This is a genomic window from Paenibacillus sp. FSL R10-2771 (genome assembly GCF_038000205.1).
GTDB lineage: Bacteria > Bacillota > Bacilli > Paenibacillales > Paenibacillaceae > Paenibacillus_AQ > Paenibacillus_AQ phytohabitans.
Map to the genome: position 1 here is coordinate 4,352,656 of NZ_JBBOBM010000001.1, position 15,111 is coordinate 4,367,766.

General features: G+C 58.0%; 5 protein-coding genes and 1 pseudogene. All 6 read right to left on the minus strand.

Annotated features, from left to right (window positions below; all coding sequences use genetic code 11):
• Position 1 precedes the first annotated feature (1 nt).
• Complete coding sequence (locus NSU14_RS18845; protein ID WP_340946760.1) at positions 2-5,269, minus strand: type I polyketide synthase; 5,268 nt, start codon at positions 5,267-5,269, stop codon at positions 2-4.
• 25 nt (positions 5,270-5,294) lie between these two features.
• On the minus strand, positions 5,295-6,044 hold the full coding sequence (locus NSU14_RS18850) for a polyketide synthase (RefSeq protein ID WP_340948965.1): 750 nt from the start codon (positions 6,042-6,044) through the stop codon (positions 5,295-5,297).
• Between the two features lie 5 nt (positions 6,045-6,049).
• Positions 6,050-7,311, minus strand: a pseudogene (locus tag NSU14_RS18855) (hydroxymethylglutaryl-CoA synthase family protein).
• Positions 7,312-7,330: 19 nt separating this feature from the next.
• Entirely contained in the window at positions 7,331-12,751 is a 5,421-nt protein-coding gene (locus NSU14_RS18860) for an AprA-related methyltransferase (RefSeq protein WP_340946762.1), read from the minus strand.
• Positions 12,752-12,754: 3 nt separating this feature from the next.
• Entirely contained in the window at positions 12,755-13,522 is a 768-nt protein-coding gene (locus tag NSU14_RS18865; RefSeq protein WP_340946763.1) for an enoyl-CoA hydratase/isomerase, read from the minus strand.
• Positions 13,519-14,778 carry a hydroxymethylglutaryl-CoA synthase family protein gene (locus NSU14_RS18870; protein ID WP_340946766.1) on the minus strand — a complete coding sequence of 420 codons (1,260 nt, stop codon included), beginning with the start codon at positions 14,776-14,778 and terminating at the stop codon, positions 13,519-13,521. The genes NSU14_RS18865 and NSU14_RS18870 overlap by 4 nt, the downstream gene beginning before the upstream one ends.
• Between the last annotated feature and the right edge of the window lie 333 nt (positions 14,779-15,111).

Consider the following 15,111-nt stretch of genomic DNA (forward strand, 5'->3'; position numbering starts at 1 on the left):
TTTAGGCGTACGATTCCCAGATGATCGGTTCGCTCTCCGCTTCACCCGGCTGCGAATCGTCAGTCCCCTCAAGCCCAGTGATACCGCCCGGCCCTCCATCCGGCTCCATAGCCGGCAGCGGCAGCGGACGGCGGAGCGCATCCGGCCCGCGAAGCTCCTCCCAGCCTTCGAGGATGATATGCGCGTTCGTGCCTCCATCCGCAAAACAGTTCAGCGCTGCGGTACGGGGACCCGTCCACTCCTGATGCTCCCTGCTGAAATAAAAAGGCGAAGCGCCGATATCGAAATGCTTCATCGGCGTATGGCCGGACAGGAACGGAACATACCCCCGGCGGTCCAGCATCAAGACAAGCTTAATCAAGCCGGCGATGCCTTCTGCACACAGCGGATGTCCAATGTTGGGCTTGGCAGACCCGATGCAAAGAGGCGGTCCGCCTGCCTTGCGGTACACGGCTTGGGTCGCCTTCAGCTCCAGCAGATCGTTCACCTCCGATCCTGACCCGTTCGCTTCGATGTAGCCGATCTCCTCCGGCTGCTTGCCGCTCCGGGCCAGTGCCTGGCGCATCACTTCTGTCTGCGCCGTATAATTCGGCGCGGCCGGTCCCGCCGTCCGTCCGTCATTGTTCACGGCAACGCCCTTAATGACCGCATAAATCCGGTCTCCGTCTATCAGCGCTTGCGCTACAGGCTTAAGCAGTACGATTCCTGCTCCTTCCGACAGCACCACGCCACTCGCTTTCCCGTCGAAGATATGGAATTGCGGCTCAGGACTCAGGATGCCGCGCTGCCGGAACAGCCGGTGCGATTTATCGGATACGAGCAGACTGACACCGCCGACAAGCGCGCATTCGATCTCGCCGGCAAGCAGTGCCTGTACCGCCACGTTCAAGCCGACGAGCGCCGACGAGCAGGCCGTATCCAAGACCACACTCGGACCCCGAAGGTCAAAATATTGCGAAATGTTAGCCGCCAAATAGTTCGTTCCGACCGCCAGAATCGGATTCCGGGCCTGGAGCAGGCTGGCTTCGTCCGGCTCGTGCCGGCTCCGCGCGCCGATATAGACTCCTATGCTGCGCTCCTTGATCTCTTCCGGCACATAGCCTGCATGATGCCATGCCTTCAGGCTCTCCTCGAGCAGCAGCAGCGCTTGAGGGTCCATCGCGTTCGCGTCTTCCTCGGACAGGCGGAAATGTGAGGCAGGCATCGTGCGCGAACAGTCAAGCAGCCCTGCATAATCAGCTGCTCCACCCGTCCAGTTATCCCGGGTTACCGTTCGGATCGCCGACCTTCCTTCTGACAATAGCCGCCAGTAGCCGTCCGGTGTCTCCGCTCCCGGGAAACGGCAGGACAGGCCGATGACCGCGATATCGGCCGGCCCCGTTCCTGTCCTCACTGCCGTGGCAGGAACGGGGTCTGCCTTTGGTGCGAGAGTCGGTTGAACCGGCTGCTTCTCCCGGCCGTTTAGCGTCGCTCCGAGAATACCCTTGTCCTTATCCGAAGCTTCTTCTTCCGGATTCGTTGCTGCCCCCAGGGAGAACGATGCGCCGTGTTTATCCGCCAGCCATTCCGACAGCAGGCGGATAGTCGGATATTCATATAGTACCGACGGGTCCAGATCAATGCCGGCCGACTGCCGTACGGTCCGCAGCACCTGGGCAAGCATTATGGAATCGACGCCGTATTCGGTGAACGGCGTATCGGGATCAAGCCGCGACTGTGCAAGCTTCAGTTCCTTCGCAAAGATGCCGGTCAAGAGTGCCGACGCGGAATACAGAAGGCCTTCTCTCCCGTCTTGTCCGTTATTATGGGCCGTCCCCTGCCGCACAGGCTGAGACTGCGGTTCCCCCTGCCCGCTCCCCAGGCTGCGCAGCAGCAGCTGTTCCGGCTTCCAGCGCTGCGGATCGATGACGGCCGGCAGCACGACCGGTCCAAGGCCCCGGGCTAGAATACGATCCAGCAGCCTTAAGCCTTCGTCATTCGTATGCGACAGCAGACCACTTTGCCGATAGATCCGGCTCTTCACTTCGCCTATGCCCGTTTCCTTCCAATTGGGCCACTGGACGCTGACAACCGGGATTTCCCCGCGCCATGCCTGTGCCGCGTAATCCATATAAGCATTCGCCATTGCATAATCACTCTGTCCGGATGCAAGCGCCGGCACAATGGACGACACGGACGAGAACAGCATGAAGAACTGCAGCGGCTCGCTTTTCATGCAGCGGAGCAATACATCCAGCCCCGCTGTTTTTGGAGCCAGCACCTCCCGGATGCCGCTGCCTGATTTCCGGATAAACGCCGGCGTCTCCTGATCGACGATCCCGGCGCAATGAAGCACGCCGCCGATCCGGCCCCAGGCGGCTCTGACTTCATCGAAGCAGCGGCGTACCGCCTCCTCATCGGTCAGATCAAGGGACAGCACTTTCACCTCGGCCCCCAGTGCCTCGAGCTCTTTTACGGCCCGGATTTTCCGCCCGATCGCGCTGTCTGCGTCCGCCTCATATGCCTCCCACTGCTGACGGGGCGGAAATGCTTCCCGCCCCGTCAGCACCAGCCGCCTAACACCCCGGCGGTTGACGAAGTGCTTCGCACAGAGCGCCCCTATGCCGCGGGTACCCCCGGTAATCCACAGCGTTTGCCCTTCCGGAAACGAGACGGGCGTAGCTTCTCCGCTATCCATAGGCAGCTCACCCAAGCAGGCGCGGTACCGCGTCCCGCTTAGGTAGCGCACCTCGGCCTCCTCACTATCCGCCAGCAGCTCGGCGGCAATCGTCTCCGCCATAAAAGGCTCACCGCAATCCGGCCCGAAGTCGACATGCCTTGAACGAAGATGACTGTATTCGCTCTGCAGCATCCGGTACAAGCCGGCCCGCACAGCACCCGGCAGATTGGCCGGGCCATTCTCCGCCTCCAGCCCCCGGGTTACGCAGATCAGCGTCAGACCGTCCCGGCTCCCGAATTCGACCAGCCGCTGAAGCCAGGTTATCCAGTCTTCCGCCTCACCGCTCCGCTGCTTCCCGCAGCCGATTAAATCAATGAGACCCGAATAGGCCGCTTGCTCCGGTGCGGGCTTGTCCAGCTCGCCGCACAGCTGCTCGGGGCAGATGATCCGGGCCGGAGCAAGCTTATGCGACAGCAGCAGCGCTAACGGCTTCGTCTCCTCCGACGCCAGAATGGCGACCGTTCCGCGGTTGCTGCCCGGCTCTGCCCGGAGAGGGCAAGGCTCCCATTCCTTCCTCAGCATCCGCAGACTGCGCCCGGCAGGCTCGTCTTCGCCATTACGCTCCGCCTCCTGCCGGTGCTGTTCCGCCGCCGCGATGTCCCCGGCACCTTGTACAGTAGGCAGCCAGTACCGTTCCTTCAGGAACGGATACGTCGGCAGGCTGATCCGCCGGGGCTTGCGGTCCCCATACCATGCGTCCCAGTCCGCCGCCGCCCCTTGCACCCACAGCTCAAGCGCCGGCTTTGCCTTCTTTTGCCGGATACAGCGGTTCATCAGGGGTGTCAGCTCCTGCTCCAGCAGGCGCCGGTCGGTGAGTGCGCAGCCTGTAATCATATCGTCTCCCCCGCCAGCAGACAGGTAACTGTTCAATGCATCAATAACCGCTTTTCTGGAATCCGCCTGAAAAGCAAGCCGTACGTCCATTGCATCACGGCCAGTCTGCAGCGTATAGGCAACATCGGCCAAATCGATCTGCTCCCGGGAAGCGACCACAACAGCCAGGCTTCGGGCGTAGTCCGCCAGCTGCTCACCGCTTTTGGCAGACAGCACGAACAACGGCTGAACGCCCGTCCCGGCGGAAGGTCTCTTGTCGGTATATTCCTCAAGGACAAGATGGGCATTGGTTCCGCTGAAGCCAAACGAACTGACCGCCGTGCGGCGCGGCGCACCTTCGCGGCTCTCCCAGTCCTTCGTCTCCGTATTCACATAGAACGGCGAATCTTCGCAGGAATAATGCTCATTCGGCACCCGGTAGTGCAGCGTCGGGACGAGCTTCTTGTGACGCATAAGCAGCACGGCCTTCTGGATGCCGGCGATGCCGGCTGCCCCGGATGTATGGCCAATATTGCTTTTCACGGAGCCGATAGCGCAATAGCCTTTACGGTTCGTTCGTCCCTTAAATACGGCCGATATTGCCTCAAGCTCGATCGGATCGCCCAGCTTGGTGCCGGTTCCGTGCATCTCCACATAACCGATGCTCTCCGGATCAATGCCGTATTTCTCATAGATATCCCGCACAAGCTCCATTTGGCTGCTCAAGCTCGGCGCGGTGATGCCGTTCGTTCTCCCGTCCTGGTTGATGCCCGATCCGAGAATGACACCATGAATGGAGTCACCGTCCGCCTCTGCGTCTCCCAGCCGTTTCAGGACGATGGCGCCGACTCCTTCGCCGGGTACGAACCCGTTGGCACTGTTATCGAAGGCTTTGCACTGCCCGTCAGGTGAGAGCATGCCCGCATCGCACATCGAAACGTACGTTTCCGGGGTCAAATATAAGCTCACGCCGCCGGCCAGTGCCATATCGGTTTCCCGGTTCAATAACGCCTGGCAGGCCAAATGAACAGCAACAAGCGAGGAGGAGCAAGCCGTATCAATCGGAATCGCCGGCCCCTTCAGGTTCAGGTAATAGGCCAAGCGGGCGGCAGCTATGGCGTAGCTGCTTCCTGTCGTATGGGCAAAGCCAAAGCCGGAAGACATGTCCGCCTTTCCCCTCTCTCTGCACAGCGCGCCGTATTCGCTGCTCATGATGCCGAGATATAGACCGCACTTCATGCCGTCCAGCCGCTGCGGGCTATATCCGGCGTCTTCAAACGCCTTGTACCCTTCCTGCAAAAACAACCGGTGCTGCGGATCCATCCATTCCGCTTCCGTCGGCGATATATGAAAAAAGAGCGGATCGAAATCCGCAAAGTCTTCGAGCATTCCCAGCCATTTGGCATATATTTTTCCTTTTTGAGGATGCGGATTGTAGTAGTTGCCCGTATTCCAGCGCGACGGGGGAATCTCCTTGACGGAATTCCTTCCCGCCGACAAATTGTCCCAATACTGCGGCAAATCGTCAGCCTCCGGATATTTGCCGGACATTCCGACAATCGCGATGGCTTCCCGGCCGGCAACCGTCCGGTCCGCAGGCTTATTCCGCCGCCCGTCTATGTTCGTATACGATTCGGCTGCGGCTGTCTGTCCTTTGCCGGATGCCAGAAGCGCCTTGGCTTCATCCGGCCGGATTTCCTTTCGCATCAGCGCCTGCAATATATGTTCCGCATTCATCGGCATTCCCTCTTTTGCCATAAATTCAATTCCCGAACAAGTTCATAATCCGGTCCCGCACTTCATCCTGAAAGAACGTCTTGGTGTGCATGTCAAGCTCCTGCTGCACAACTTCCGGAAGCTCCCTGCGCAAAGAAGCGGTCAAATGGTCTTTGAGCGTTGTTAAGGATATTCTTGGTTTCTCCGCTAACTGTCTGGCCACGCTGTACGCATGCTCCAGCACTTCATTCCTTGGCAGTACAGGGAACGGAATACCTCTTCTCTGCAGCTCCGCGCCCCGATAGCTGCCTGCGCTGAGGAGCATTTCCTGCGCCAGGCTCATGCCCAGCTTACGGGGTACGATCAGCGTGGAGCCGAAGCCGGGCGTAAAGCCGTATTTCATAAAATTGGTATTGTATACGCTTTCCAAACTAAGAATGACTATATCTGAAAATAACCCGAGCACGAATCCGCCGCCAATTCCGTGACCCTGCATGGCGGATATCACCGGGATTTTGCAATTTAAGGCCAGGCTATACACATCGAGATCGGTGAACCGGGCGCGGCCTTCATGAAGGCTTAGCAGTGACTCACGGGTACCGCCGGAGGCGAAGTAGCTGTCGTATCCGGTCAGAATGACCGCTTTGCCGTCCGAATTGGCATCGATCTCCGCAAAGGCCGACCGCAGCCCGGTGATCAGCTCTCCGGAGAACATATTCCGGTTAGCACGATCCTCCATCGTAATTTGGAAAATGCCTGCTTCCGCTTCATCCAGCCGAACGACCGAAGAGAACATTGCCATCAGACCCCCCAGCTGTATTCACGGTGATAATCCCGGACCTGCACAAGCTCCAGCCGGCCTTTGCCCCGCAGTGCCTGCCAAGCCTCCGGGATCAGCTGTGAATGGGGTTTCGCATTACGGGTTCCGAATTTGATCGCCTGCGTATCCCGCAATAGCTCATCGTATTCCGCCATTGACAGCGGATAACGTTCGCCCAGCGCCCGTTCGATGCCGAAACGCCGCTGCCGCCGCTGGCCTTCCGCCGTCACGACACCGCTATAAAACTCGGAGCAGCATCCCGAGCCGTAAGAGAAACAGCCGATTCGCCCCGGCGTCTCGAAGCTGCCCTGGTCGATGGTGCCGGCGAGAGACAGAAACAGGGTCGCCCCCATAATATTGCCTACCCGCTGGCAATAACTGATTCCCGGCATAACACGCCGGAGGAAATCCTCCTCGATTTCAGCCTGCCCCGCCTTTGCTTCCTTTCGCATCATGGTGCGGTGGGCACCTTTGACCATTCCGCCGAATGGCGTATGGCTGGCCAGATATTGGAACGTACTCCGGTAATCCGCACCGATTACCCGCTTTTTGTATTCATGGAACGTTTGCTGGCAGCAATCCAGGTAGGAGAGCAAGGATAGATCCACATCGCCCGCCTCCGTATCCGGAACGGGGCGGCAGGTATCCATCACTTCATATCCGTAATAACCGTTCGCTCCGATATCGGCTTCGAATACAGCCGGATTCTCGCCGACCAGCACCGCTGCTGCACCGGAGCCTCCGCTCGGTTCAGCGAACGACCAGTCCGCCCCTTCGGCCTCGGCAGCGTCAGCTGCCGAGAACCGGAGATGTCCGTCGCGATCACCAGCGCCTTGGCTCCGGGCGAGGTTTGCGACAATACGAAATTGACGGCCATCTGGAATCCTGCTGTACCGGAATAACAGGCCTGTTTGATTTCGAATAGCCGGCAGTTCCGGCTTAAGCCCAAATAATGATGGATGTAGGTGCTGAGCGATTTGCCGAAATCGATGCCCGATTCCGTGCAAGTCACAAGCAGCTCTATCCGCCCGATCTCCTCCGGTGTCATATCATCGAGGAGCGGTTTGGCGGCGTTGACGCCGAACGTAACTGCATCCTCGTAGGGCATCGCCACCGTTTTTTCCTTCACCAGCAAATTCTCGAACCGGGAGGTGTCCAGGCTGCGGAATTTGGCCAGCTCGAGAACATCCAGGCTGGCTGACCCGCCGTACACATTCATCGCTTCGATTCCAACCGAGACCATCGTATCGCACTCCCATCGTTTATTTTGAAGCTTCCGTATAGCGAAGCTGCTGCAAGTAATGACCGGCTTGGCCGCTGTCGAGCGTCCCCGTGTATACCTTTTCCAATATCTCGTCGACCGACAGCTCGGCCTCAGCCGTGCCCGCGTTAGGCGGACCTTCCTTTTCTGCCTGCGTTTCCTGTACGTATTCCGCAAAATCATACAGTGTCGGATAGGCGTAGATTTGGGTTGCCGTTATTGCTGTACCGAACAGGCGGTTAACCGTCTGAATCCATTCCACGCCGATGACCGAATCCAGCCCCAAATCAACAAATTTCCGGGAAGGATCAATCTCTTCAGGCTTCATATACAAAGCTTCCGCCAAGCTTAAAGCCAGCTGCTTCAGCAGAACCGACGGCCCTGCGGATGGGGCGGACACCGGCGGGTGAAGGACCGCTTCTTCCTTCGGCAGATCAGCAATACGCCCCTCGGATGATGGGGATATCAGCTGGACCAAATACCCGGAAAAATCCCGTAGTGTCGGATACTCATACACTTTCGTTGCCGGAATTTTCGTGCCGTACCGTTTGTTAAGGGTCTGAATCCATTCGACCCCGATAATGGAATCCAGCCCGAAATCAACAAACTTCCCACGCGGGTCGATTTCGCTGCGCTTCATGTAGAGCGCCTCAGCCAAGCTAAGTGCCAGTTCTTCCTGTAACGCGTGCTCGTTACCGGCTTCGCACAGGTCCGGCCTGCGCTGCGGTTCCCTGCTGCTGGACGCTCCGGCAGTAGGGGGCAGCAATTCGGAGGAAGGCTTGAGCGAGATGAACGGTCTGGAACGGTCTGCCGCTTGTACGGTGCTCTTAGACCCGTATTCGGTTACCGGCCGCAACGCTGTTATCCCCCGCAGCTCCGAAACTTCCTGCGTGCGGGCGTCAGCCGTTGAAGCCGTCTGCGGCTCTACATGCGGCTTTGCCGAGGCCGGAGCGGAGACCGCCGGGTATGAACCGGACTCGTACCCAACCGGCGCAGTGTCCGGCGCTTTCGGCTGCTCCGAGGCCACTTTGCCCCTTCTGTCACCAATCCAATACCGCTCCCGCTGGAACGGGTAGGTCGGCAGTCCAATCCGGGGAACGGGAACGCCGGCGTACATCGCCTGCCAATCAAGATCGTAGCCTGCCGCGTACAGCTCCGCCAACGCATGAAGGCCGTTCTCCAGGGCCGCGCCCCGTACCGTTTCTATTTCCCTGATAATGCCCTGTCCCAGCTCTTCGAAGAGCGGTTGACGGCGGAATTTCCCATTCACACCAAGGTGCCCGGCACTGAAATACCCGCCCGAATCGCGTCCTTCAAGCAGCGCCTCAAGCTTATCCTTCATGACTTCCCCGCTCTGAACGACGAAGGCGGCCCGTGCCCCTGCGAAATGCTCCCTGCCGTTCAGCAATGCGGCGCATACTTCGGCGATCCGGTACGATCCTCCATTCCGTTCTAGCCATAGCAGTAAATCTCTCGCCCGGTTCTGTAACGCTTGCTCCGATTTAGCGGAGATGCACAGCAGTTCGTGTGAACGGTCCAGCGGGGACAGAATCTTCCGCTCCGGCGCTTCTTCCACCAGCACATGGGCATTCGTACCTCCGGACCCGAAGCTGCTGACGCCTCCCCTGCGCAGCGGATGACCATCCGGCAAAGGCCAGGACTGCTGCTCCGAGGCAACGAAGAAGGGGGACTGGTCCAGCGAGCAATGCGGATTCAGCACATGAAAATGCAGTGAAGCCGGAATACTCCGGTTCCGCATGCTGACCACAAGCTTAAGCAGCCCGGCGATCCCCGCAGCTCCCTCGAGATGTCCGATATTCGTCTTAATCGAGCCTAAACCGCAGTAAGGCTGCGGGGAATCCTCCGTTTTACCGCCGGACAGCCTGGTGAACGCCTCCTTCAAGCCGCCGATCTCCACCGGATCACCGAGCGAAGTGCCCGTTCCGTGCGCTTCGATATAGCCGACCGTTTCGGGAGCAAAGCCAGCCTTAAGAAGAGCGGCGGCTACCAGATCGGCCTGCTTGGCCGGATTCGGAACCGTAAGTCCGCTGGCCTGGCCTCCATGGTTAACAGCCGTGCCTTTGATAACGGCAAGGATGGTATCCTGATCCCGCAGCGCTTGATCAAGCGGCTTCAGCAGCACCATGCCGGCTCCTTCCCCGCGCACGTATCCGTTCGCTTCGGCATCAAACGTGCGGCAGGCGCCGTCCTTCGACAGCATCCCCGCCTGGTAATAGGTGATGCTGTTGGCCGGGTGGCACATCAGATGGATGCCGCCCACAAGCGCCTGCCCGCATTCTCCATCAGTCATGGAACGTACGGCCTCATGTATGGCTACAAGCGAGCTGGAGCAGGCCGTATCGATCAACAGACTCGGACCATGCAGATTAAAATAATACGAAAGGCGGTTCGGCAGGGCCGCCATAGAAGCGCCGGGACCGTAGTAAACCTCGTGCTTATCCAGCAGCCTCTGATAATCAGAGCCGCTGGCCCCGATAAACACACCCGTATCGCTACCGGCCAGCTCCTTGGCCGGATAACCTGCGTGTTCGAAGCATTCCCAGGCAAGCTCAAGCAGCAGACGCTGCTGCGGGTCAATCCATTCGGCTTCCTTCGGGGAGATCCGGAAAAACGAAGGATCGAAGCCCGAAATATCGTCCAAAAAACCGCCCCTATCGATCCCCCTATGGGATTGAGCCGTATCGACGGAATCCGGCCACTCCCATCTGCCGTCCGGCATACGCCCGACGGCGTTTCTTCCTTCCTGCAGCAGCTCCCACAGTTCATCCAGATTGGACACGCCTCCGGGAAACCGGCAGGCGGCGGCAACGATAGCGATACCGTTATCCGGTGCCGCTTCGCCAATCCTGGCAGCAGCTTGACGCAGGTTCCCGCTATCCGTGCAATCCGGAGCATCAACGGACTTCACAGCGGCAACCTCCTCTTCGGCTTGCGGCTCCTGAGGGGCAGCCTGATCCTCCAAGTAAGCAACGATGAGCTGCGGCGTATTATATTGAAAGAAAAAGGCCGGCTCCAATCGGACAGAAAACTCGTGGCTGATCCGTTCGTTCAGCTCCAGCAGATCCGCCGAATCCAGTCCCATCTCCATCAAAGGCTGGTCCATGGAGAATTCTTGACCGCCCCCCAGGACGAGACCGATAACCTTCGTCACGTAGTCGCGGATCAAGCCGTTTCGGGATGGGACATTTCTGGCCGGCTGCGGCATCTGCACTGCGGGTAACGCTTTCACTTCTTCAGGCGAAGGCGATGCTGCATACTTAAGCTTCTGATGCCGGTGCTGCAAATCGTATTCGATCCAGACGCCTTGACCCTCGTTCGCGGTATCGAGCGGCCGGTAGCCCGGTATCAATTGCTTGATCTCCGCCCCATGCCATTCATGAAATCTTAAATTCGGGTCCGCCGGGCTGCCATGCTCGTTGCGCAGCCGGATATAATCCTCCAGCGGGACCCCGGAATTCCGCGAGTAATTCTTGCACCGGGTAATGCCTGCTACGGTATGTACTCCGCTAATCAGGCTGCATCGCAGCAGCATAAATTCCAGCAGCTGGTCCCCCAAATTCCGGTGCTGCATCCCGGGCAGAATGTTCAGTCCAAGCAGCTGGACTACCGGTCCATTCTCCTCTTGCAGCTCTTCCAACCGGCCGAAGGAAGCCTGCCTCAGCTGCCCGGATGCTCCAATTCTCTGGGAGTATACCGCTCCGGCTATTCTTCCATCCACTTCAAGGACAAGCTGACCCGCCGGGTCCTGCTCCCATCTGCGCCGGATAGAGGAGGGCGGCGTCCGTAGATCCGGCTCCCAGCATGCCTCCTCCAGCTCCTCTAGAGCCGGCATATCGTCCAGACGGGCATACCGGATTCTATAGTCTCTCCGTTCGAACCGGTTCAAGGTAATACGGCCAAAGGGCATCGTCTTTGGATATTTGCGGAAATAATTTGAATCCGGAAACAAGCCCGCCTCGGATGCGGCCATTAGAAACTGCTCTGCACCTACTAGAAGCTGCTGGGAGAAAGCGTGGTAAGCATCGAAATGCAAGCTTTCGCATTTGCTTATATAATCGCGTACAGTCCGCGTCTCCAGGCCGTGTACCTCCAGGATGATTATACCGTCCTTACCCATGACGGATGCCCAGCGTTCCAGATGCTCCACCAGGCTTTGAAACACGTCGGTTCCCGGAATTTCATTCCCTTCCGAATCGGTATACGGCTGGTCGAAACGGACCCGCGAGCGGGCAGCGGCCGACACCTGATCTGCCGGCGGCAGGTAGGGGCGGTCATGATCGAGAAACGAACGGACATGCAGAATATGCTCCGGGTCCCCGATCCCCAGCTCCCTCAAATCCCGGATCACCTGGGCCGGATCGCCAATATTGCCCTTGAGCACCAGATGCTCCGTCCCCTGCAGGGTCAGGCTTGTCGCGTCCAGCGCCTTCCCGTTATAATCGATGCCGATCAGCTTAAGCGGATATTCCTGCAAATGCCGGCCCCGGACCGTTTTATCCCGGATGATGGCATGCATCTTCTTCAGCAGGGAGCCGTCCCCGCATCCCATGTCGGCGATATATTTAGGCTGCTCCGCGAGCGGCTCACGGTTGAATATCGCCAGGACGATTTCCTCCATATCGGAGAAATATTTCTCATGCTGAAATCCGCTGCCCACGACATTCAACGTCCGGTCGATATGCAGCTCATGCCCTTCCCCGTCATGTCCGAAGACTGCCCTGGAATCCCCGAACAGAATCTCGTCCATACTCATGAGCATCGGCCGGTAGGCGGCCATCGCCGCGGTAATGAAAATACGGTCCACCATAAAGCGGCCCGTATCAGTCAGGCAATCCTCTTCCTTAACTTGCGCCAGCCAGCCGTGATGTGAAAAGTAACGCTTAATCTCCTTACGGGTGCGCGCCCCCATGTTCTTCAGCAGCAGCGTGTTGCTTCCGTCTTGCCCGTAGCTTAGCTGGCCGTTTTCTTTCAGTGCCAGGAGGAGCGGAATCACCAGCAAGCCGTCCATAAACCGGGCCATGACCGGGTTCTGCATATCCCACTGCCGCTCCGACCGTTCGATCCAATGCTCCAGTGTGAGCTTGGATGGGTTTCTTTTTAAATATGATTTCATCGGAAAAGACAACAGCGGCACGCCTTCCTCCCGCATCTGTTCATGAACATCGGCCGAAGCCGTGCGGATATAAGCATCCCCTTCGCTTCTCTCCACCCAATGCATCGATTCAAGCATGTTCAGCGCGATGCGTAAAAAACCCTTGTTGGCGTTCAGTTTCCCGGAAAGCTCCTGAAAAGAAACCGGGTCCGTCAAGGACAGCTCCGCGAAAAGTCCCTGCTTGCTGCATGCTGCAATGACGGGAATGGCTACATAGCCATTGCTATAATCGTTCAAAATCGTCAGCATAGATTATTCGTCCTCCCAAGGAAATTGTCCCTTCTCCACATAGCGGTAAATCTTCTCCAGATTCCGGGGGTCCGCGAAAATCTTCTCGTTAGCCGCCAAAGCTAACGGTTTGGATGTCGTCAATATCCCGCGCAGCTCGTTCATATAGGTTTTGTAATGCGCAATCGCGGGTTTCGGCAGCTTCTTGAGCCGGAGTAAATGCCTGCGGAGCAGCATTTCGCTGTCCGGGCCGTACCCGTCCACAATCCCCCACGCATGCGCTTCCTGTACCGGAATCGGCTTCGTTGTAAGGGTCATGTAATGTGCCTTCTGAAAACCCGTCCGCCGAATGAGAAACGGTAATACGCAAGCAGGAAAAAGCCCGAACAGAAGCTCGGACAAGCTGAACTCCGCCTTCTCGTCTGCCAGCACGATATCGCAAGCGGCTGCGAAGCCTACCCCTCCGGCGTTCGCTTTGCCTCTGACATGGGCAATCGTAATGAATGGACCTGTCGCCAGCTTCTGCCACAGGGCATACAAAGGCTCCGGACGATTGTCCAGCGGCTCCCCCGCTGTCAGCTTGGCATGTATACCCTTGAAGTCAGCACCCGTGCAGAAAATACCGTCCATGCCTTCCAGTACAATGACCGACGCACTTTCCTCACATTGCGCCAGGGCGTGTGAGCATTCTTCGACCAACCGGTCGTTTATCGTATTGCCGGCTTCCGGACGGTACAGCTGAAGATAACAGACCTGCCCCTCAACCCGGACCTTAATCGTGTCATAGTTCATGAGGTCCACCTGTATTCCCGGTGATATTCCCGGATTTCCTCCAGAACGAGGCGTGCACTCCCGCTTACAGACTTCAGTGCGCCGGGCAGTACTTCCGGATCAATCTTCAGATTGCGCGTGCCGAACCGAAGCGCGTTCGCAGGCTGGAACAACGATTCATATTCGTCAATCGATAGCGGATAACGCTCATCGAGCTGTTGGCCGATCATGAAACCGCGCTGAAGCTCCTGCCCCTTAGCTGAAGCAACTCCGCTAAAAAATTCGGAGCAGCAGCCGGAGCCGTAAGAGAAGCAGCCGATTCGGCCCGGCGTATCGAGAATTGCATGATCGATCGTACTCGCCAGCGAGAGCAAGGCCGTCGCGCCCATAATATTGCCTACCCGCTGGCAGTACACCATACCGGGCCTGACCCGCCTTTGGAAGTCCGCTTCAATTTCAGGCGGCTTCGCCTGGGCCAGCTTCCGCATCATCGACCGGTGGGCGCCCTTCACCATTCCCCCGAAAGGGGTATGGAAAGCGAGATATTGAAAGGTCTCCCTGTAATCGGCTTCCGGCACCCTTTTTTTGTACTCCCGGAATGTCTGCTCGCAGCAGTCCAGATAAGACATCAAGGATAAGTCGGCATCGCCGGCTTCGCTGTCGGGAACCGGGCGGCAGCTGTCCATCACTTCATAGCCGTAATATCCGCTCGCCCCTACGTCGATCTGAAATACATACGGACGGGAGCTGACCAGCACAGCAACAGCGCCGGCCCCGGCGCTCGGTTCGGCGAACGACCAATCAGCCGTCAGCACCTCCCCCGGCTCCACAGTCATGAAGCGGGAGATATCCGTCGCGACAACGAGCGCCTTCGCACCCGGTGATGCTTGAGACAGCACGAAGCTGATGGCCGTCTGCAGGCCCGCGATGCCTGAGTAACAGGCCTGCTTGATCTCGAATAACCGGCAGTTCCGGTTCAGACCCAAATAATGATGTATATAGGTGCTAATCGACTTGCCGAAGTCGATGCCTGATTCCGTACAGGTGATAAGCAGCTCAATCCGATCCTTTGCTTCCGGCCGCAACGCATCAACTAGCGGCTTCGCCGCATTCACGCCGAATGTGACCGGATCTTCGAACGGCAGCGCGACAGCCTTCTCTTTCATCATCAAATTGTCGAACCGGGTTGTATCCAATCCGCGATGCTTGGCCAGCTGCAGCACGTCCAGAAAGGCGGAGCCTCCATAGATATTCAACGCTTCAATTCCGACAGGCATTCTATTCCTCGCCCTCTCTGCTTTAAGTTTCTTCCTATCTGCTAAGACATATAGCCGTATTCATTCCGCTAGAGCCCGGTCGGGCAGCAGCGCATGACGAGCCCCATCCGTAACGCCTTACGCTTCCAAATCATACTTATGGTGACAGAGCTGCTCGCCTCCTTTCCTTTGGCAGGGCCCCCTTGGGTTCACTGCCGGAACGATACTGCCGCATTCCCCTTTCCCGGACAAAATAAAAAGACCGGACACAGGTGTGTCTAGTCTTTACATATATGTATTGAAATTTGGAATTCATAATGTCGACAGCTTCGCCCTTTCATGCTTCCTTCCGGA

Coding starts and splice junctions, on each gene's coding strand:
- NSU14_RS18845 (WP_340946760.1), bottom strand. CDS start 5,269: ATGAATGCGGAACATATATTGCAGGCGCTGATGCGAAAGGAAATCCGG.
- NSU14_RS18850 (WP_340948965.1), bottom strand. CDS start 6,044: ATGTTCTCTTCGGTCGTTCGGCTGGATGAAGCGGAAGCAGGCATTTTC.
- NSU14_RS18860 (WP_340946762.1), bottom strand. CDS start 12,751: ATGCTGACGATTTTGAACGATTATAGCAATGGCTATGTAGCCATTCCC.
- NSU14_RS18865 (WP_340946763.1), bottom strand. CDS start 13,522: ATGAACTATGACACGATTAAGGTCCGGGTTGAGGGGCAGGTCTGTTAT.
- NSU14_RS18870 (WP_340946766.1), bottom strand. CDS start 14,778: ATGCCTGTCGGAATTGAAGCGTTGAATATCTATGGAGGCTCCGCCTTT.